Source organism: Stenotrophomonas tumulicola, from assembly GCF_014117215.1.
GTDB lineage: Bacteria > Pseudomonadota > Gammaproteobacteria > Xanthomonadales > Xanthomonadaceae > Stenotrophomonas > Stenotrophomonas tumulicola.
Genome location: NZ_JACGXS010000003.1, coordinates 305736 through 325756 on the forward strand (window position 1 = coordinate 305736; position 20021 = coordinate 325756).

18 protein-coding genes and 2 tRNA genes are annotated in these 20021 nt (G+C 66.0%); 12 read left to right on the forward strand and 8 right to left on the reverse strand.

What is annotated here, in order from left to right; translation table 11 throughout:
* The first annotated feature begins 34 nt into the window (after nucleotides 1-34).
* Both H4O11_RS09300 and H4O11_RS09305 read left to right on the forward strand, forming a co-directional pair.
* Entirely contained in the window at nucleotides 35-457 is a 423-nt protein-coding gene (locus H4O11_RS09300) for a hypothetical protein (protein WP_182339129.1), read from the forward strand.
* Nucleotides 458-787: 330 nt separating this feature from the next.
* On the forward strand, nucleotides 788-1513 hold the full coding sequence (locus tag H4O11_RS09305) for a LexA family transcriptional regulator (protein ID WP_182339130.1): 726 nt from the start codon (nucleotides 788-790) through the stop codon (nucleotides 1511-1513).
* A 27-nt stretch (nucleotides 1514-1540) separates the two neighbouring features.
* Here H4O11_RS09305 and H4O11_RS09310 read toward each other — a convergent pair.
* Both H4O11_RS09310 and H4O11_RS09315 read right to left on the reverse strand, forming a co-directional pair.
* Nucleotides 1541-1617 (reverse strand) — tRNA-Arg (locus tag H4O11_RS09310).
* A gap of 42 nt (nucleotides 1618-1659) precedes the next feature.
* A tRNA-Pro gene (locus H4O11_RS09315) sits at nucleotides 1660-1736 on the reverse strand.
* 206 nt (nucleotides 1737-1942) lie between these two features.
* On the opposite strand from H4O11_RS09315, the gene H4O11_RS09320 reads away from it, so the two are divergent.
* Nucleotides 1943-2713 (forward strand): Bax inhibitor-1/YccA family protein, encoded by a 771-nt coding sequence (locus H4O11_RS09320; protein WP_182339131.1) that lies wholly within the window; start codon nucleotides 1943-1945, stop codon nucleotides 2711-2713.
* 188 nt (nucleotides 2714-2901) lie between these two features.
* Here the strand turns inward: H4O11_RS09320 and H4O11_RS09325 are convergent, their stop codons facing one another.
* The 3 genes from H4O11_RS09325 to grxC all read right to left on the reverse strand — a co-directional run bounded on the left by H4O11_RS09325 (nucleotide 2902) and on the right by grxC (nucleotide 4791).
* Nucleotides 2902-3906, reverse strand: coding sequence for an isocitrate dehydrogenase (locus H4O11_RS09325; protein ID WP_182339132.1), 1005 nt, complete (start codon nucleotides 3904-3906; stop codon nucleotides 2902-2904).
* Nucleotides 3907-4111: 205 nt separating this feature from the next.
* Nucleotides 4112-4498: a carboxymuconolactone decarboxylase family protein gene (locus tag H4O11_RS09330; RefSeq protein ID WP_182339133.1), complete on the reverse strand. Its 387-nt coding sequence runs from the start codon at nucleotides 4496-4498 to the stop codon at nucleotides 4112-4114.
* Nucleotides 4495-4791 (reverse strand): glutaredoxin 3, encoded by a 297-nt coding sequence (gene grxC, locus H4O11_RS09335; protein WP_343042809.1) that lies wholly within the window; start codon nucleotides 4789-4791, stop codon nucleotides 4495-4497. Before grxC ends, H4O11_RS09330 begins: the two co-directional genes overlap by 4 nt.
* A 141-nt stretch (nucleotides 4792-4932) precedes the next feature.
* On the opposite strand from grxC, the gene H4O11_RS09340 reads away from it, so the two are divergent.
* From H4O11_RS09340 to H4O11_RS09380, 9 genes are all read left to right on the forward strand, one after another.
* Nucleotides 4933-6576, forward strand: coding sequence for a M48 family metalloprotease (locus H4O11_RS09340; RefSeq protein ID WP_246333379.1), 1644 nt, complete (start codon nucleotides 4933-4935; stop codon nucleotides 6574-6576).
* Nucleotides 6577-6699: 123 nt separating this feature from the next.
* A complete protein-coding gene (gene phoB / locus H4O11_RS09345) occupies nucleotides 6700-7389 on the forward strand; it encodes a phosphate regulon transcriptional regulator PhoB (RefSeq protein ID WP_182339136.1) in 690 nt (229 codons plus the stop codon).
* Between the two features lie 56 nt (nucleotides 7390-7445).
* A complete protein-coding gene (gene phoR, locus H4O11_RS09350) occupies nucleotides 7446-8774 on the forward strand; it encodes a phosphate regulon sensor histidine kinase PhoR (RefSeq protein ID WP_182339137.1) in 1329 nt (442 codons plus the stop codon).
* A gap of 4 nt (nucleotides 8775-8778) precedes the next feature.
* On the forward strand, nucleotides 8779-10866 hold the full coding sequence (gene ppk1 / locus H4O11_RS09355; protein ID WP_182339138.1) for a polyphosphate kinase 1: 2088 nt from the start codon (nucleotides 8779-8781) through the stop codon (nucleotides 10864-10866).
* Between the two features lie 98 nt (nucleotides 10867-10964).
* Entirely contained in the window at nucleotides 10965-12488 is a 1524-nt protein-coding gene (gene ppx, locus H4O11_RS09360) for an exopolyphosphatase (protein WP_182339139.1), read from the forward strand.
* A 181-nt stretch (nucleotides 12489-12669) separates the two neighbouring features.
* Complete coding sequence (locus tag H4O11_RS09365) at nucleotides 12670-13809, forward strand: glycosyltransferase family 4 protein (RefSeq protein ID WP_182339140.1); 1140 nt, start codon at nucleotides 12670-12672, stop codon at nucleotides 13807-13809.
* A complete protein-coding gene (locus H4O11_RS09370; RefSeq protein WP_182339141.1) occupies nucleotides 13790-14329 on the forward strand; it encodes a phosphatase PAP2 family protein in 540 nt (179 codons plus the stop codon). Before H4O11_RS09365 ends, H4O11_RS09370 begins: the two co-directional genes overlap by 20 nt.
* Nucleotides 14330-14392: 63 nt before the next feature.
* Entirely contained in the window at nucleotides 14393-15130 is a 738-nt protein-coding gene (lpxH, locus tag H4O11_RS09375; protein ID WP_182339142.1) for a UDP-2,3-diacylglucosamine diphosphatase, read from the forward strand.
* Nucleotides 15131-15363: 233 nt separating this feature from the next.
* Nucleotides 15364-16788, forward strand: coding sequence for a phospholipase effector Tle1 domain-containing protein (locus tag H4O11_RS09380; RefSeq protein WP_246333380.1), 1425 nt, complete (start codon nucleotides 15364-15366; stop codon nucleotides 16786-16788).
* Nucleotides 16789-16864: 76 nt separating this feature from the next.
* Here H4O11_RS09380 and H4O11_RS09385 read toward each other — a convergent pair whose 3' ends face one another.
* The 3 genes from H4O11_RS09385 to H4O11_RS09395 form a co-directional block, all read right to left on the reverse strand.
* The gene (locus tag H4O11_RS09385; RefSeq protein WP_182339144.1) at nucleotides 16865-17695 is read right to left on the reverse strand and encodes a ferritin-like domain-containing protein; all 831 of its coding nucleotides are present in this window, start codon (nucleotides 17693-17695) and stop codon (nucleotides 16865-16867) included.
* A gap of 2 nt (nucleotides 17696-17697) precedes the next feature.
* On the reverse strand, nucleotides 17698-19164 hold the full coding sequence (purF, locus tag H4O11_RS09390) for an amidophosphoribosyltransferase (RefSeq protein WP_182339145.1): 1467 nt from the start codon (nucleotides 19162-19164) through the stop codon (nucleotides 17698-17700).
* Nucleotides 19165-19235: 71 nt separating this feature from the next.
* A complete protein-coding gene (locus H4O11_RS09395) occupies nucleotides 19236-19997 on the reverse strand; it encodes a CvpA family protein (protein ID WP_182339146.1) in 762 nt (253 codons plus the stop codon).
* Between the last annotated feature and the right edge of the window lie 24 nt (nucleotides 19998-20021).

Consider the following 20021-nt stretch of genomic DNA (forward strand, 5'->3'; position numbering starts at 1 on the left):
AGCTTGGGCCTTCCATGGTCTGACTTAGTCACGCATGAACAAGTTTATTCCCGTGCGCATCCGGTCCCAGCTGACGCTGGCCGCGCGATCGAACGTCCGCAGCCCCCTGCCGGAAGTGGCCAATCGATTGGACCAGACCTTCCATGGCGGTACACCCAACGCGAGCTGGCTGCTGGGCAGGATGATCGCGCAGAGCAACGAACTGGATGCACTGATCAACCAACTACGTCGCGAACGACGGATCCTGCCCACCCGGCGGGGACAACCTCACTGGCGTCCGCCGCATTGGCTGGAGGCCACATTGTCACCCGACCTGGTCCGCGACGAGTACGACGCACTCATCTCTGCCCTCAGTGCGCGACAGGCGGATCTCGGCCGCACCTATATTCCTCTCATGAACGCGGTCTCCACAGGCAAGCCGGTTCCGATCGCCGTCGCCGCCGTCGTAGTGGCCTAGCTGCCGCCCCCGTTGCCTGGCTGCCACATCGCGACCGCCGCCGTCCGCGGGACCGTGCTGCGCACGTTGCAGACCGGCCAGCGCGATCAGCGCGGAACCCAGCTCGAACGAGACAAACCTTTGCTTGTTTCGTTTCAACCGGTGGATCGTGGACTGCGACGTGCCGCAAGCGGCCCCGATACGGGCTTCGGTCCAGCCTGCGTCAACCAAGGTCCGGACAGCGTGTCGAGGGCATGGAAGATTCATGCGACGACCCTATTCCTGAAGTAATAGAAAGTCCAATACATAAATGAACTATGCCCCTTTGCTGTAAGGGGAAATAATTCGTATATGAATAAAGTGACCACCAATCTCCGCCAACTGGTGCGTGCACATCCCACCAGCGAGAACGAGCTGTCCCGCAACACCGGCGTACCGCAGCCCACCATCCACCGCATCCTGGCCGGTCGCGTGGCAGATCCCCGCGACGGCACCCTGCGCCCATTGGCCACATGGTTCGGGGTCACCGTGGAACAACTGAGAACAAGCCTCCCTGGCGAGGACGGCGGCAGCCAGGACCCGGTGATTTACCCGGTCCGGACCGCCAAGGGCCTTGTGTTGGGTGAGCCCGTGCACGACATCGCGATCAGCGAAGTCCGTGCCAGAACCACCTGCACGGCAGGCCGCCCTCGGGCAGAGCTGGTCGCGACAGGACAACGCCGTTCCTACCCGACCCACTGGTTTACACAACGCGACGCCGCACCTGCGGACGTGCGACTGATGAGAGTGCACGGCGATGGCATGGAGCGGACATTGTTCGACGGCGACCTGGTGGCCGTCATGCTGGGGGCCGACGGTATCGTTGATGGGCGCGTGCACGTCTTTGCCAGCGGTGGCGGCAGCGAACCGGACGTGAAGATCAAACGGCTGTTCAAGACATCCGATGGCAGGCTGCGCGTAGTCAGCGACAACCCTGACAAAGCACTGTATCCCGACGAACTGCTGAGCCCGGAGGATATGGCCAATGTACTGGTGATCGGAAGGGCGATCGATCGCTGCGGCCGCGGCGGCCTCTGAAACAGCACAGGCCGCCTGACGATGAAGTGGCGCGCCCGACAGGAATCGAACCTGTAACCGCCGGCTTAGAAGGCCGGTGCTCTATCCAGTTGAGCTACGGGCGCCCGAACCGGTTGGACCAACCCGCTCCCCGGAGGGCGACGGATTGGTCGGGGTAGAGGGATTCGAACCCCCGACATCCTGCTCCCAAAGCAGGCGCGCTACCAGACTGCGCTATACCCCGGCGATGCATCCTGCCGGGGCCGGGCCCACGAGCAGGCGGGAATTGTGAACAACCGCGCGCCCTTCTGTCAACGCGCAATGTTGCTGCGCGATGGTTCCGGGGCACGCGCAGATGCGCGATCCCCGGCAGTTGTCGTCACCATCGATCCGCTATGCTGCAGTCAACGGCCGGATGGCCGTCCCCCCTCTTCCGCATGGAGATCGCAGATGCGCAGCGGCAACCCGGCTCTTTCCGAATCCACCTTCCTTGACCTTGGCAGCGGCACCGTATCGGCCCGCAGCGACCAGGCCATGACCCTCAACGGCACCGTCAACAAGACCGGCATCCTGCTGCTGTTGACCGTGCTCACTGCAACGTTCGCCTGGAACCAGGCGCTGGTAGCCAGCGGAGAGATGGCCGGTACGCTGTCACCGGCCGGCATGGGATACGCGCTCGGCGGCGCCATCGGTGGGCTGGTCCTGGCCTTGATCACCGTGTTCAAGAAGACCTGGGCCCCGGTCACCGCACCGATGTACGCGCTGGTTGAAGGGCTGTTCCTGGGCGCCATCTCGGCAGTGTTCGAACAGCGCTTCCCCGGCATCGTGTTCCAGGCGGTGCTGGCCACGTTCGGCACCCTGGTCGCCCTGCTGCTGGCGTACCGCAGCGGCCTGATCAAGGCCACGGAGAACTTCAAGCTGGGCGTAGTGGCAGCCACCGGTGGCATCGCCCTGCTTTACCTGGCCTCGATCGTGCTCGGCTTTTTCGGCGTGAACGTGCCGGTCATCCACGAAGCCAGCGGCTGGGGCATCGCCTTCAGCGTGTTCGTGGTGATCGTCGCCGCGCTGAACCTGGTACTGGATTTCGACTTCATCGAAACCGGCGTCGCGCAGGGCGCGCCGAAATTCATGGAGTGGTATGGCGCGTTCGGACTGATGGTGACGCTGGTCTGGCTGTACGTGGAATTTCTGCGCCTGCTGGCGAAAATCCAGCAACGCTGAGCAGGCCCGGTAGCGCCGGGCCATGCCCGGCGGTTTTCACCGATACGTGCACGATCATTGCTTCGCCGAGCATGGCTCGGCGCTACCGTGAAGCATCGCGCGGGCCGCACAGATCGTCGCCGTACCCACCAACGCAACGAGGCGCCCGAAGGCGCCCCGTTGCTACTGCATGACCGTAGCGCTGCCGCTTACAGGCGACTGGCGATGGCCTGGGCGAAGCCCATGGTGTTGCCGTTGCCGCCGAGATCGCCGGTCAGCGAATCCTTGGCTTCCAGCGTGGCCACGATGGCCTTGCGCAGGCGCTCGGCATTTTCCGGCTGGCCGATATGGTCCAGCATCTGCGCGGCTGCCAGCAGCAGCGCGCACGGATTGGCCTTGCCCTGGCCGGCGATGTCCGGTGCAGTGCCGTGCACGGCTTCGAAGATCGCCGCGTTCTCACCGATGTTGGCGCCCGGGGCCAGCCCCAGGCCGCCGACGAGGCCGGCGCACAGGTCGGAGATGATGTCGCCGAACAGATTGGTGGTGACGATCACGTCGAACTGTTCCGGACGCATCACCAACTGCATGCAGGTGTTGTCGACGATCATTTCCTGGAACTCGATGTCCGGGTAGTTGGCCGCCACTTCGCGTGCCACGGCCAGGAACAGGCCCGAGGTCGACTTGATGATGTTGGCCTTGTGCACCGCAGTGACCTTCTTGCGGCCGGTGCTGCGGGCCAGTTCGAAGGCATAGCGCACGATGCGCTCGGAGCCCTTGCGGGTGATGCGGGTACCCGAGAACGCGGTTTCGCCATCGGCCGACACTTCCTGGCCTTCGGCCAGGTAGGCGCCTTCGGTGTTCTCACGCACCGTGACCAGGTTGACGTTGTCGAAGCGCGACTTGGTGTTCGGGAACGTATGTGCCGGACGGACGTTGGCATACAGGTCGAAATGACGACGCAGGCTGACGTTGATCGAGGTGAAGCCACCACCGACCGGCGTGGTCAGCGGGCTCTTCAGTGCAACCTTGTTGCGCGCGATCGACTCCAGCGTGGAAGCCGGCATCAGGTCGCCGTGCTTTTCCAGCGCGACCAGGCCCGCATCGGCGTCTTCATACTCCAGGCCGACGTTGAGCTTGTCGAGGACGTACAGCGTAGCGTCCATGATCTCCGGGCCGATGCCGTCGCCGCGGATGACCGTGATTTTCTGCGTCATTGATCGATATTCCGAACAGGGGGAAAAGCGCCGTCCGGGGGTGCCCGGAGCGCCGGCGCGAGGGAAGTTTCACCCGCAATTATGCCTGAGCCGGGGCCGAGGTCCCAAATAGACCATGGTCCGGTAGCGCCGGGCCATGCCCGGCGGCGGGTACCATGAGATCTGAACGAAGAACCGCCGAGCATGGCTCGGCGCTACCAACCGGTCAGTGTTCGTGCGCGTCGGGGGCTTCGGCGCCGGCTTCGAGCTGGTCCAGGAAATCCACCGCGCGACGCAGGTGCGGGATCACGATCGACCCACCAACCACCAGCCCGACCGAGAACGTCTCGAAGAACTCGTCACGGTTCACGCCGGCTTGCTTGCACTGTGCTACGTGGTAACTGATGCAGTCGTCGCAGCGCAGCACCAGCGAGGCCACCAGGCCCAGCAGCTCCTTGGTCTTCACGTCCAGCGCACCGGCCTGGTAGGTCTGCGTGTCCAGCGCGAAGAAGCGCCGCACCACCTGGTTGGGCTCGGCCAGGATCCGCTCGTTCATCTTCTTGCGGTAGGCATTGAACTCGGCCAGGCGATCGCTCTCGTCAGCTCCGCTCATGCCTGCGCCTGCCCAGCCAGCAGCGGCTCCAGGCGGCCTTCACGGTGCATGGCGATCAGGTCGTCATAACCCCCCACGTGGACGTCTCCAACGAAGATCTGCGGCACGCTGGTACGCCGGGTCAGCGCCATCATCTTCTCGCGCTCGGCCGGGTCCAGGTCGATGCGGACTTCCGTCCATTGCTGGCCTTTGCTCTTCAGGAAATTCTTGGCCGCCACGCAGTACGGGCACACGGCGGTGGAATAGATGGTGATGGCGGGGGTGCCACCAGCAGAGGGATCAATCTGGCTCACGGGAAACTCCACGACGGAACGACGGTCTGTATATGGTAGCCGTGCGCTGGAATTTCCATGCCATGGCCGCAACACTGTGGATTAACGATAGGTTTCCCCGCCGCCTGCCACGCTGCGGGATGCTGCCCGAGGAACGACTGCTTGCGACCGCTGCTGCTCTCCGCTGCCTTGACCCTTGCGCTGGCCATGCCGTTGGCCAACGCCCAGGATTCGTTGCCGGACATCGGGTCCTCGGCAGGTGAACTGCTGACCCCGGCCCGCCAGGCCGAATATGGCGGGATGATGCTGCGCGAACTGCGCAACTATGGCTACCTGCTGGATGACCCGATGGTCACCGAGTGGCTGCAGGGTATCGGCGCCAGGCTGGGTTCCAACAGCGCCCAGCCGCGGCAGTCCTACACGTTCTTCATGATGAAGGACCGCCAGATCAACGCCTTTGCCACGCTCGGTGGCTATATCGGCGTCAATGCCGGCCTGGTGCTGACCGCCGAACGCGAGGACGAGGTGGCGGCGGTGCTGTCGCATGAAATCGCCCACGTCACCCAGCAGCATGTGCTGCGTGGCGTCGAACGGGCACAGCGCGACCAGATCCCGATCCTGCTTGGCATGCTGGCCGCCATCGTCGCGGCCCAGCAAGCAGGGGGGAACTCCTCCGGTGACGCCACCATGGCCAGCATCGCCTCCGGCATGGGCCTGATGCAGCAGCGCCAGATCGACTACACCCGTTCCAATGAGTCCGAGGCCGACCGCCTGGGCATCCGCACGCTGGCCCGCAGCGGCTATGACGTGGATGCGATGGCCGGCTTCTTCGAGCGCATGAGCGCGTCCATGCGCGGCAACGATGGCGGCTACAACGTGCCGGACTTCCTGCGCACGCACCCGGTCAACACCACCCGCATCAGCGAGGCCAAGCTGCGCGCCGAACAGATGAAGAAGGACACCGTGGTGCTGACGACCGAGGTACCCGGCGGAGTGCGCCGGGAGCGGGTCAATCCCAGCGACCCTGCCCTTTCCGAGCCCCTCACGCGGCGCCTGAACCTGCTGCTGCCGCCCGGCATGCAGGTATCGGTGGGCCAGCTGAGCCGTGGCGCCAGCGGCCAGTTCGACTGGGCGCGCGAGCGCCTGCGGGTGCTCAGCGCCACCACGCCATCGGAACTGACCCGCGAATACCAGGGGCTGGCGCGCAGCCAGAAGGGCGGCCTGAGCCCGGCCCAGCGTTATGGCCAGGCCCTGGCGCAACTCAATACCGGCACCGGCGGGGCCGCCGGGGCAGCGCGGGCGCTGGCCGAACTGAACGATGCAGATCCGGAAAACCTATGGGTGGCACTGGCCTTGGGCGAAGCTGAATCGCGCTCGGGACAGGCGGCGCGGGCCAACGAACGGTTCGAACAGCTGCTGCACCAGCATCCGGGCAGCCGACCGGTCGCCTTGACGTACGCGCAGATACTGAACGAGCAGGGAGGACCCGCCGCCGGCCAGCGCGCGCAGGCGATGCTGCGGCCGATGCTGTCACAAAGCAGCAATGACCCCGTTTTCCAGCAACGCTTCGCCCGCGCCAGCGAGCTGGCCGGTGACGCGCACCGCGCCAGCGAGGCCTATGCCGAGGCGGCTTTCCTGAGCGGAAGGCCGGAACAGGCACTGATGCAGTTGCAGGCGCTGAAGCGCCAACCGGGGCTGGATTACATCACCCGCGCGCGGGTGGATGCGCGTATCGAAACCATCACGCCCAGCGTGCTGGAAATGCGCCGGCAAGGCATCAACGATCCCGAACTGGAACGTCGCTGAACATTGCCATGAGGTGACGCTGCAACCACGGCACATCGAAATGACGCCGGGAGCGTCACAAACATGTCATCAAATCGTAGTCTACTGGGGACATTCCGATTTGATGAGCAACCTGGTGGGCACGTGCAGAAACGCATCCTGATCGTCGATGACGAACCCGCGATCCGCGAAATGGTGGCTTTTGCCCTGCGCAAGGGCGATTACGAGCCGATCCATGCCGGCGACGCCCGCGAGGCACAGACGGCCATCGCCGACCGCGTGCCGGACCTCATCCTGCTGGACTGGATGCTTCCCGGCACCAGTGGGTTGGACCTTGCCCGCCGTTGGCGAAAGGAGGCCCTGACCCGCGAAGTGCCGATCATCATGCTGACCGCCCGCGGCGAAGAGAACGACCGCGTCGGTGGCCTGGAAGCCGGCGTGGACGATTACGTGGTCAAGCCGTTCTCCGCCCGCGAACTGCTGGCGCGCATCCGGGCAGTGATGCGCCGGGCACGTGACGACGATGAGGATGGCAGCGTGGCCGTCGGTGTCATCCGCATCGACGGCGCCGCCCACCGCGTGTTCGCCAACGACCAGCCGGTACCGATCGGACCGACCGAGTATCGCCTGCTGCATTTCTTCATGACCCATCCCGAGCGCGTCTATACCCGTGCCCAGTTGCTGGACCACGTATGGGGCGGCAGCGTATATGTGGAGGAGCGCACCATCGACGTGCACATCCGCCGCCTGCGCAAGACCCTGGAGCCGTTCAACGCCGAGAACATGGTGCAGACGGTACGCGGCGCCGGTTACCGCTTCTCCACCTCCACCTGATCCCCTGTTGCCGGTGCAGTGTCATCGGATACGTCCACTTACTGCCTGGTACCGCAATGCCGCGTCACATACGTTCTGCCTGGTTCAAGACGTTGGCCACCCTGGCCGCGGCGCTGTTGCTGGCAGGCGTGGTGGGGGGGCTGCTGGGCAACGCCTGGATGGGCCTGGCGCTGGCCTCCATCGGTGCGCTGGCATGGCACTACTGGCGGTTGCGGCGGGTACTGGGCAGGTTGACCGCGCGCCAGCGTTGGGACATCGCGGCCGGCCCCGGGGTATGGAACGAACTGGACCGGGTGGTCAGCCGCAACCAGCATGAAATGCGGGTGCGCAAGCGGCGCCTGCTGGACATGCTGCGCAGCTACCGTGCGGCCGCAGCGGCACTGCCCGATGCGGTGGTGGTGCTGGACCGCAACAGCCAGCGCGTGCAGTGGTTCAACGAAGCGGCCACGTCGTTGCTTGGCCTGCACCATCCCGGCGACCTCGGCCAGGCGCTGGTCCAACGGCTGCAACCCATGCCATTGGCCCACTGGCTGGCCGGTGGGCGCAATGCCGAGCCCATCCTTGATGTCGCCTCGCCAGTGGACCCGGCGATCCGCCTCAACCTGCGGCTGATCCCATACTCGCCGGACTACTGGCTGCTGATCGCCCGCGATGTCAGCAAGCTGCTGCGGCTGGAGCAGGTGCGGCGCGACTTCGTGGCCAACGTGTCGCACGAACTGCGTACGCCGCTGACCGTGGTGCACGGCTACCTGGACATGATGGATCCGGAGGATTTCCCCGGTACCGGGCCGATGCTGGAAGAAATGCGCAAGCAGAGCCAGCGCATGGCCCAGCTGGTGGAAGACCTGCTGACCTTGTCGCGGCTGGAATCGCAGGAACATGGCGACGCCGAGAATGTGGCGATGGTGCCGATGCTGGCCACGCTGCGCCGCGAGGCCGAAGCCCACAGCCAGGGACGCCACCAGATCACCATCGAGGACGATGCCGGCGTGGACCTGATCGGCTCGATCAAGGAACTGCACAGCGCCTTTTCCAACCTGGTCACCAACGCCGTGCGCTACACCCCGGTCGGCGGCCAGGTCTGCGTCACCTTCCGCCGCGAGGGCGATGGCGCGGTGCTGGCGGTGCGTGATACCGGCTACGGCATCCCGGCCAACCACCTGCCGCGCTTGACCGAACGTTTCTACCGCGTCTCCAGCAGCCGTTCGCGCGAGAGCGGTGGCACCGGCCTGGGCCTGTCCATCGTCAAGCACATCCTTGGCCTGCACCACGCCCGTCTGGGAATACAGAGCGAGGTCGGCAAGGGCTCCACGTTTTCCTGCCATTTCGACGCCGAACACATCCGCGTGCGTGAGCATGTCGCCTACCAACCCGCCGAAGATTGAAGCCATGAGCAGCCTTGGATCCCTCCCCGTCCCGCCGAACCCGGACATCGATCCGCTGCGTGACCCGGCGCATTACATCAACCGCGAGCTGTCGCAGCTGGATTTCAACTTCCGCGTGCTGGCGCAGGCATTGGATCCGCAGGTCCCGCTGCTGGATCGCCTGCGCTTCATGTGCATTTCCTGCACCAACCTGGATGAGTTCTTCGAGATCCGCGCCGCGGCCGTACGCCACGCGCAGGAATTCGGCCTGCCACCGGCGCCGGACGGCATGAGTCCGCAGGCCATCCTCAATGCCATCCATGACCGCGCCGCCGAACTGGTCGACCAGCAGTACCGTTGCTGGAACGACGTGCTGCGCCCTGCCCTGCAGGATGCCGGCATCGGCGTACTGGGCCGCCATTCCTGGACCCACCGGCAGAAACGCTGGCTGCGCGCGTATTTCCGCAACGAGATCATGCCGGTGCTGTCCCCGCTGGGACTGGACCCGGTGCACCCGTTCCCGAAGATCCTCAACAAATCGCTGAACATCGTGGTGGTGCTGAAGGGCGTGGATGCATTCGGCCGCAGTGGCCACCTGGCCATCGTGCGTGCGCCGCGGTCGCTGCCGCGCATCATCCAGTTGCCCGAACGGCTCGGCGGCGGACAGAACTTCGTGTTCCTGTCCTCGATGCTGTCGGCCTTCGTCGACGAACTGTTCCCGGGCATGGAAGTGGAAGGCGCCTACCAGTTCCGCGTCACCCGCAACTCCGAGCTGGTGGTCGACGAAGAAGAGGTGGAGAACCTGGCGCTGGCGTTGCGCGACGAACTGGTCGACCGTGGCTACCGGCCAGCGGTGCGGCTGGAGATCGCCAAGGACACGCCACGCGACATCGTACGCACCCTGCTGCAGAACTTCGGCCTGACCGAAAACGCGGTCTACTACATCGACGGACCGGTCAACCTCAACCGTGTCATCCAGCTGTACGACGTGCTGGCCCGCCCGGACCTGAAGTACCCTCCGATGACACCGCGCACCCTGCGCGACGCCGATGGCATCTTCGACATCGCCGCTCGCCAGGACGTGCTGTTGCATCACCCGTTCGACGCGTTCACGGCCGTCCTAGACCTGATCAAGCAGGCCGCGGTGGATCCCAACGTACTGGCCATCAAGCAGACCCTGTACCGCACCGGCAAGGACTCGCTGATCGTGGAGGCGCTGATCCAGGCGGCACACAACGGCAAGGACGTCACCGTAGTGGTGGAACTGCGCGCGCGCTTCGACGAAGAGGCCAACCTCGGCCTGGCAGACCGGTTGCAGGAGGCGGGGGTCCAGGTCGTGTACGGCGTGGTCGGCTTCAAGACCCACGCCAAGATGCTGCTCATCGTGCGACGCGAAGGCCGCAAGCTGCGCCGCTACGTGCACCTGGGCACCGGCAACTACCACAGTGGCACCGCGCGGGCGTATACCGATATCAGCCTGATCACCGCCGACGCGGACGTCGGCAACGACGTGCACCTGCTGTTCCAGCAGCTGTCCGGGCTGGCGTCAAAGGCCAAGCTGAAGCACCTGCTGCAATCACCGTTCACCCTGCACACCGGCGTGCTCAAGCGGATCGAGCGCGAGACGGCCATTGCGCGGAGCGGCCACCCCGCACGCATCATCGCCAAGATGAACGCCCTCAATGAGCCCCAGGTGATCCGTGCGCTGTACGCTGCATCGCAGGCCGGCGTGCAGATCGACCTGATCATCCGCGGGGCCTGCACGCTGCGCCCCGGCGTGCCCGGCATCTCGGACAACATCCGGGTACGTTCCATCGTCGGCCGGTTCCTGGAACACAGCCGCGTCTACTGGTTCGGCAATGACGGGGCACCGGAGCTTTACTGCGCCAGCGCCGACTGGCTGGAACGCAACCTGCTGCGACGGGTGGAAACCGGCTTCCCGATCCTGGATGCGGGACTATCCCGGCGGGTCTACCGCGAAGTACTGCAGAACTATCTCGACGACAACCTCAATGCCTGGGAGCTCCAGGCTGATGGCCGCTACCTCAAGCTGACGCCGGCACACGACGAGCCGCCGCATTCGGCGCAGATGGCGTTGATGCAGGGATTGTGACCACGCGGATGGTGGAGCCAGGTCCCTTTTCCAGCGAAAAAGGGACCTGGCCCCCAACGTGGTGACGAGCTTGCCCCTCCTTCGGCTACCATTTGCCCATGCCGCATACCACGACATCCCCCACCCTCCAGGACGGCGAGCTGCTGGCCGCCATAGATATCGGCTCCAACAGCTTCCACATGGTCATCGCCCGCTACACGCTGGGCCAGCTGCGGGTGGTCGACCGCCTGCGCGAAACGGTGCGCATGGCCGACGGCCTGGATGGCAAGGGAGGCCTGTCCAGCGAAGCGCGCCAGCGCGCCCTGGAATGCCTGGCCCGGTTCGGCCAACGCATCCGTGACATTCCCTCGCATCGCGTGCGTGCACTGGCGACCAACACGGTGCGCCAGCTGCGCTCGCCGCATGCGTTCCTGATGCCGGCCGAGACCGCCCTCGGCCATGCCATCGAAGTGGTCAGCGGCCGTGAAGAGGCGCGCCTGATCTACCTCGGGGTGGCGCACGCGCAGCCGCCCAAGCCGGGGCAGCGCCGTCTGGTGATCGACATCGGTGGGGGCTCGACGGAGTTCATCATCGGCAGCGGCATGCAGACCCTGGAGCGCGAGAGCCTGCAGGCCGGCTGCATCGCCAGCACGCGGCGTTTCTTCCCCGGCGGCAAGCTGAGCCGCAAGCGCTGGAAGGAGGCCTTGGCCGAGATCGGCCGCGAGTTCCAGCCATTCGCCAACAAATACCGCGCCCTGGGATGGGACGAAGCGCTGGGCTCGTCGGGTACCCACAAGGCCATCAGCGAAATCTGCGCGATGATGAAGCTGAGCAAGGGTGCCATCACCGCCGAAGCGCTGCCGCTGCTGCGCGACGAACTGCTGAAGGCCAAGAAGATCGATGACATCGTGCTGCCTGGGCTGGGTAGCGATCGCCGGCCGATCATCGCTGGCGGCGTGCTCGTGCTGGAGGCAGCGTTCCAGGCGCTGGGCCTGCAGAAGCTGCTGGTCAGCAAGGCAGCGATGCGCGAAGGCATCCTGTACGACATCCTGGGACGCGCCAGCGAGAACGACCTGCGCGATGAATCGGTGGCTGCACTGACCCAACGCTACGGCATCGACATCATCCAGGCCGACCGCGTACAGGACACGGCGATGGCCCTGTTCGAGCAGGTGCAGCAGGGCTGGAGCCTGGACCCGGACGATGCACGCATGCTGGCCTGGGCCGCGCGCCTGCACGAGCTGGGATTGATGATCGCGCACAGCGGGTACCACACCCACGGCAGCTACGTGCTGGAAAACTCGGACATCGCCGGGTTCTCGCGGCAGGAGCAGCAGATGCTGGCCGCACTGGTGCGTACCCACCGTCGCAATGTGCCCAAGAGTGCCTTCGAGGCGCTCCCCGAGCGCCTGGCGACACCGGCACGGCGCTTGGCCGCCCTGCTGAGGCTGGCGGTGCTGGTCAACCGCGCACATGAATCCACGCCGTTGCCGGCGCTTGAGCTGACCGCCGAAGAAGATCGCCTGTCGCTGATCGTGCCGCAGGCATTCATCGATCCGCGCCCCCTGCTGCGCGCCGACCTGATTGGCGAAGTGGACGGCATGGAAGGGCTGGGCCTGCAGTTCAAACCCTTCGTCGCCTGACGCGTACAAGGGGGTAGCGCCGAGCCACGCTCGGCGGCTCTTTGTTGACGGTGACCGATACCGTCCGCCGAGCATGGCTCGGCGCTAGCGCAGCTTGCCGTCCGCCGTCATGCGACCGTCGCAATCCGGTCATGGCAGGGACATGGCCAGCGCCGAGCATGCCCGCAAACGGGAGAGTGCCATGCGCTACACGATCGTTACCGAGACCTATCCTCCGGAAGTCAACGGCGTGGCCCTGACCGTACAAGGGCTGGAACAGGGCCTGCGCCAGGCCGGCCACGAAGTCGACCTGGTCCGCCCGCGCCAGGAATGCGATGCCCTGTCTGCGGCAACCACCTTCCTGGTACCCGGGGCCGCCCTGCCGCGCTATCCCGGCCTGCGCTTCGGCCTGCCCGCGCCGATCCGCCTTGGCCGGCACTGGCTTGCCCAGCGCCCGGATGCGATCTACATCGCCACCGAAGGTCCCCTCGGCTGGTCGGCATTGCGCTGCGCGCGCCGGATGGGCATCCCGGTAGCCACCGGTTTCCACACCCGTTTCGATGAATACCTGCCGGACTATGGCGTGGCATGGCTGCAGGCCGCTGCGCTGCGCTGGATGCGCCGGTTCCACAACCAGGCCGATGCCACCCTGGTACCGACCCGCGAACTGCAGCAGTTCCTTGGCGGGCAAGGCTTCGAGCGGGTGCGGCTGCTTTCGCGCGCGGTGGACAGCCAACAGTTCGACCCGGCCAGGCGTGACCCGGCACTGCGCGAAGAATGGGGCATCGACGGGACCGGCTTTGCCGCGATCTACGTCGGCCGCATCGCGCCGGAGAAGAATCTCGGCCTGGCGGTAAAAGCCTTCCGTCGCCTGCAGCAGTTGCGGCCCAAGGCGCGCTTCGTGCTGGTCGGCGACGGTCCGGCGCGCGAGAGGCTGGCGCATGAAAATCCGGACTTCCTGTTCTGTGGCGTACAGCGCGGGGAAGCGCTGGCCAGGCATTTCGCCAGTGGCGACCTGTTCCTGTTTCCCAGCCGCAGCGAAACCTTCGGCAACGTGACACTGGAGGCGATGGCCAGTGGCGTGGCTACGGTTGCATTCGATTACGGTGCTGCGCGCGAGTACCTGCGCGATGGCGAAAATGGAGCAGCGGTGGAATCCGATGAGCAGTTCGTTGAGGCCGCACAGCGGCTTGCCGGCGACGACGCATTGCGCAGTGCGCTCGGCAACCAGGCGGCGCAGGACATGAAGCGCCTGCATCCACAGCAGGTGGTCGCCGAATTCGATGCGTTGCTCGCTGAACTGGCCCAGGCCCGGAGGCTGCATGCCCACCACGCCGCTTGAACTGCTGCTCGGACGCGAAACCCGCTGGTGCCGCCGGGCCAACCTGTACTGTCGGCGCCGCCATGTGCGTGCACTGTTCGCCGCCATCAGCCGCCTGGGTGATGGCGTGTTCTGGTATGTGCTGATGGGCGCGCTGGTGCTGCTGGACGGGGTCGACGGACTGCGTGCCAGCACCCACATGGCCGCCACCGGCGTGGCCGCCCTGCTGCTGTACAAGGGACTCAAGCGCTGGACCCGGCGCCCGCGTCCCTACAAGGCGGACCTGCGCATCCGCGCATGGGTAGCACCGCTGGACGAGTTCAGCTTCCCCTCTGGCCACACCCTGCACGCGGTTTCCTTCACCATCGTCGCACTGGCGTACTACCCATGGCTGGCCCCCCTGCTGATCCCGTTCACGCTGGGCGTGGCGGCCTCGCGCGTGGTGCTGGGCCTGCACTATCCCAGCGACGTACTGGCCGCCACCGGCATCGCCGTGCTGCTCGCTTCGGCCAGCCTGGCCTGGCTGCCGCTGGCGGCGTGACCAGCGCAGCGCCCGGCCAGGCCGGCGACGCGCGTATGCGCTCGTGGCGTTTAGAATGTCGGCATGACCACGTTGTTCATCTCCGACCTGCACCTGGACCCGAGTCGTCCAGCCATCACCGATCTGTTCCTCGCCTTCCTGCGTGACGAGGCCACGTCCGCTGATGCGCTGTACATCCTGGGCGACCTATTCGAAGCCTGGATCGGGGATGACACCCCATCACCGGCAGCGGATGCGGTGGCGACAGCACTGAAAGCAGTGTCCGATGCCGGGGTACCGGTCTATTTCATCCGCGGCAACCGCGACTTCCTGCTCGGCGACACATATGCAAGACGGTCGGGCATGCGGATCCTTCCCGACCCCAGCGTCATCGATCTGTATGGCAAACCGGTCCTGCTGCAGCACGGTGACCTGCTGTGCACGGATGACATCCCGTACCAGCAGTTCCGCGCACAGACGCGTGATCCGGCATTCCAGGCGCAGTTCCTGGCGCAGCCGCTGGCCGCCCGCATCGCCTTCGCGCAGAAGGCACGTGAGGCCAGCCAGAACCGCCAGGCCGAGATGAAGGAAGGTGACCGGGCACAGTTCGAGACAGTCACCGATGTCACTCCGGCCGAAGTCGTGGCGACCTTCGCCCGATATGGGGTGGACACGATGATCCACGGCCACACCCACCGCCCGGCGACCCATGTCCTGCAGGTCGGCGGACGCTCCTGCCAACGCATCGTGCTGGGTGACTGGTTCGAGCAGGGCTCGGTGCTGCGCGCCTCTGCGGAGGGCATGGCGCTGCAGGCACTGTGATCCATGGCTCAGCGGAAACCGGCAAGCGTATCGCGCATCATCTCGAGCACGCGGCGGTTGTCGGCTTCGGCGACATTGCCCGTGGCTACGCCTTCATGTCGCAGGTCGGTTCTCCATGGGACGAGAGCGCCTGCGGGCCAGCGACACGCAAATGCGCTACGTTGCGCGCGAGCCACCAGGGAATGCCCATGCCTGCGACAGACCGGAGACCATCGCCAACCCAGCCGCCGGGCATGTTGCAGATCGGGCTGTTCTTCGACGGCACCCGCAACAACATGCACAACCTCGCGCATGGCGGCGGCCGCCCCCAGCCGACATCACTGCCAACGTCAGTACAGGCTGACGATGCGTCGCCTTACCTCAGCCGCATCACCAGCAGCTTCGACAACGGACTGACCAATATCGCCCGCCTGCACGCGTGCTACGCCGACAGCCGTCGCGATGCATCCGGGCCACTGTCGCTGGCCATCTACATCGAAGGCGCCGGCACCCGGGATGGCCTGCCGGACGATCTGCTCGGGCTGGCTTTCGGCACCGGGACAACAGGGGTGCGGGCCAAGGTACGGCGCGCACTGCAGGAGTTGTTGCCGGCCGCCCTGCGTGCACTCGCCTCCGTCCCCTCCCCGGCCCTGGCCGGCGTGCGGATCGACCTGTTCGGCTTTTCGCGCGGCGCGGCGTCGGCACGTGATGCGGCCCACCGGTTGACGGCATGGACATCGGCGCAGTGGATGGGCGTGCTGCGTGAAGCCGGCCTGTCGATCAGCCCGCGTTTCGAGCTGCGGCAGCCGACGATCCGCTTCATCGGACTATTCGATACGGTAGCGGCGGTCAGCAGCCGACGCAGTGACGAACAACCGCAGTTGCGGCTGCCCGTCGGGATCGCCGGCAAGGTGTTGCAGTTGGCTGCGCGTGACGAGCACCGTGAGCATTTCGCGCTCGCCAGTGTCGCCCCGGAGCACGAGCAGGTGTTGCTGCCCGGCGTACATGCCAACATCGGCGGTGGCTACGACCAGGCTGAAGAAGGCCCCAAGCTGCTGACCCGACCGCGCAGCCAGCGCGTCGCGCGTCCTCCGTTCGCGGATTTCGCCGCGCCCGACCGGGCCTGGCTGCACGCCACCCCAAGCCACCTCAGGGCAGAAGCCGAAGCGGAACAGTGGCGACAGCGCCTCGGCCTGGATGCTTCGTCGATCTGGGTGGACAGCTGGCACCAATGGCTGCGGCAACGGCAATCGGGCAGTACCAGCGTGCTGCCATCGCCGACCCTGTACGTGTATTCCGCGGTGGTGCTCAAACGTCCCATCGACTGGCGCTACCAGTTGGTCGCGCTGCGCCTGATGCACCAGCGCACGCTCGAATCCGGCGTCGCCTGGGCATTGTCGCCCGACGACATGGCCGGCTGGGCATTACCGGATGAGCTGCAGCCGATAGCGCGCGAACTGCTGCAGGGACATACGTTGGACGCTGCCGCGGAACAGTTGCTGCGGCAGCGCTACATCATGCAATCGGCACACTGGAACTTCGACGCATTGGGCGATACCGCGCTGACCTACGCAGCCGATGCCGGCGTGAGCGAACTTCCGTATCGGCCTGGGCCGGGGCTGTTCTACATCAATCGCCCAACCGACGATGGGCAACGGGTGGTCCTGCACAACGCGTGATGTGGGGACGCTGGGTCATGCCTGGTTGACGGGCATGGCCCGTCACTACCTGGGGGGCCATGCCCCGCTGCCGGCGCTAGCCCGCCTGCTCGACCAGGTCAGCCAGTTCATCGGCATCGAATCCGGCCAGCAGGCGTGCTTCGATGTTGAACGGTCCATGCAGGTAACCACCGGCATACTCGCCAAGCAGCTCCTTGAAACGCGCGCGCGGTTCGATGCCCGCACGTTCGCAGTACCAGCGGTACCAGCGCGTACCGGCAGCAACATGCGCCACTTCCTCGCGCAGGATGATCTCCAGCACGTCCGCTGTTTCAAGGTCGCCGGAGGCACGCAGCTTGTCGATCATCGATGGCGTCACGTCCAGGCCGCGGGCTTCCAGTACGCGCGGCACCAGGGCCATGCGCGCCAGGCCATCATGCGCGGTCTTTTCGCACATTTCCCACAGGCCGTTGTGTGCGGGGAAATCCCCGTAATCATGCCCATTGGCCAGCAGGCGCTCGCGCAGCAGCATGAAGTGCCGGGATTCGTCATCGGCGCAACTCACCCAGTCGGCATGGAATGCCGCGGGCAAACCACGGAAGCGATACACCGCGTCCCAGGCCAGGTCGATGGCATTGAGTTCGATATGGGCGATGGCATGGATGAACGCCGCGCGGCCGCCGGGGCTTCCCAGCCGACGCCGCGGCACGTCACGCGGCAACACCAGCTGCAATCGTGCAGGCCGACCCGGCATGCGGATCGGCGCGGGCGGGGGTGCGTCGGCCGGCGCCTTCAGCTGGCCGGCGCGGAACGCCGCCGCATGTGCCTGGGTCAGCGCGACCTTGCGCAGCGGGTCGGGTTCGGCCAGGCACTGCTGCGCAGCCCGCAGCAGATCACCCTGGACGTCGGCACCCGCCACCGCCCCCATGTTCAGGCGCGGCGCTTGTGCTTGGCGTCGTCCGAACGCAGCTGCTGGATGCGTTCGAAATAGCCCGGCTCGATACCGGTCGGGTAATGCCCGTTGAAGCAGGAGGAATCGAAATTCTGCAGCGCCGGGTTGCCTTCGCTGACCGCCGCTTCCATGTCTTCGATGTCCTGGTAGATCAGCCAGTCGCAGCCCAGGTGCTTCTCGATTTCCTCGATGCTGCGGTTGTGCGCGACCAGCTCTTCGGCTGCGGGCATGTCGATGCCATAGATGTTGGGGTAACGCACCGGCGGCGCGGCGCTGGCCAGGTAGACCTTGCGCGCCCCGGCGTCGCGTGCCATCTGCACGATCTGCTGGCTGGTGGTGCCACGGACGATGGAATCGTCCACCAGCAGCACCACCCGGTTGCGGAATTCCAGGTGGATCGGGTTGAGCTTGCGGCGTACCGACTTCACCCGCTCCCCCTGCCCCGGCATGATGAAGGTACGGCCGATGTAGCGGTTCTTGATGAAGCCTTCGCGGTACTTCACCCCGAGCGTGTTGGATATCTCCAGCGCGGCATCGCGCGAGGTGTCCGGGATCGGGATGATGGTGTCGATGTCGTGGTCCGGGCGCAGGCGCAGGATCTTCTCGCCCAGCTTGATGCCCATGCGCATGCGCGCCTTGTGCACGGAGACGTTGTCGATCATCGAATCCGGGCGTGCGAAGTACACGTATTCGAAGATGCAGGGCGTGTGCTCGGCCGGTTCGGCGCAGAGTTCGGAGAACAGTTCGCCACGCGCGGTGATCACCAGTGCCTCGCCCGGCTGCACGTCACGCACGCGCTGGAACCCCAGCACGTCCAGCGCCGCCGATTCGGAGGCCACGATGTACTCATCACCTTCGGCGTGGCTGCGCTTGCCCAGCACCAGCGGACGGATGCCGTGCGGGTCGCGGAAAGCCACCAGGCCCAGGCCGAGTACCACGCTGACCACCGCATAGCCGCCCTTGCAGCGGCGATGCACGTGCGAGACCGCGCGGATGGCGGCTTCCGGGGTGAGCTGGCGCTGCGCGTCCAGTTCGAAGGCGAAGACGTTCAGCAGGACTTCGCTGTCCGATTCGGTGTTGACGTTGCGGCGGTCCTGCTCGAACACCTGCCGGCGCAGGTCTTCGGTGTTGATCAGGTTGCCGTTGTGCGCCAGCGCGATGCCGTAGGGAGAATTGACGTAGAACGGCTGCGCCTCGTCCATTCCTTCCGAACCGGCGGTGGGATAGCGCACGTGTGCGATGCCGACCCGGCCCTCAAGGGTGGACATGGTGCGCGCATCGAATACATCGCGCACCAGCCCGTTGGCCTTCTGCACGCGCAGGCGCGTGCCGTCGGCGGTGGCGATGCCCGCCGCGTCCTGCCCACGATGCTGGAGGACGGTCAGGCCGTCATAGAGCTGCCCGGCGACGTTCTGGTTGCCGACGATTCCGACGATGCCACACATGTTGCGTAATCTCCGCTGGGCTGTGCCCATCTACAGGGATGTTGGCCGTGCCTGGCCGGGGGAAGCCGTCCTTAGGGGACAGCGGCTGGGTCTGGACGCTCGGGCGCCGACTCGATGTTCGCAGGCAGTGCCGGGGCGATCGCGTGCTCATCCGCCGCGCCCCTGGCCGGGTCCACGGTGCGCGGCCATCCGCGTCCCGCCACCACCTCGCCGAGGGCACCATTATCGCCTGTCGCGGCAGGCTTGCCCAACAGACTTTCAGGAAATGAGGCCGATCCGGGCAACGACAAGGGCTTTGCCTCCGGCAGCAGCCCATCCAGCGCCGGCGGCAACGACTGCGGCACCATGTCCTGCAGGCTTTCCATCGGCCGGGATACATCGGGCAACTGCGCCTGCATCCAGGCCACCATCGGCTGCAGCACCGGCCGCAGGTGCGATTGCTGCCACTCCGGCTCCATGCGCAGCGGCGTGTAGCTGCCAATGAGCAGCAGTACGGCGGCGATCAGCCCCCCGCGCACCAGGCCCAGCACCCCTCCCAGCAACCGGTCGGCACCACCCAGCAAGGCGAGCCGCAGGGCCGCGCGCAGCAGCATGCCGAGCACGCTCACCACCACCAGCACGGCAACGAACACGCTGACATAGCCGCCGACCTGATGGGCGGTCTCCGCAGGGCCTGGCGCCGCCCACCACGCAGCGGCATCGCCTCCGAACTGGAAGGCCGCCCAGCCCGCCAGCACCCAGGACAGGGTGCCGACGACGATGCCGACGAAGCCACGGAAGAAGCCGAACAGCGTGGACAGTCCAATGAAGCCCAGCAGGATGATGTCGATCATGCCGGCCTCCTGCCAGGTCCCTGG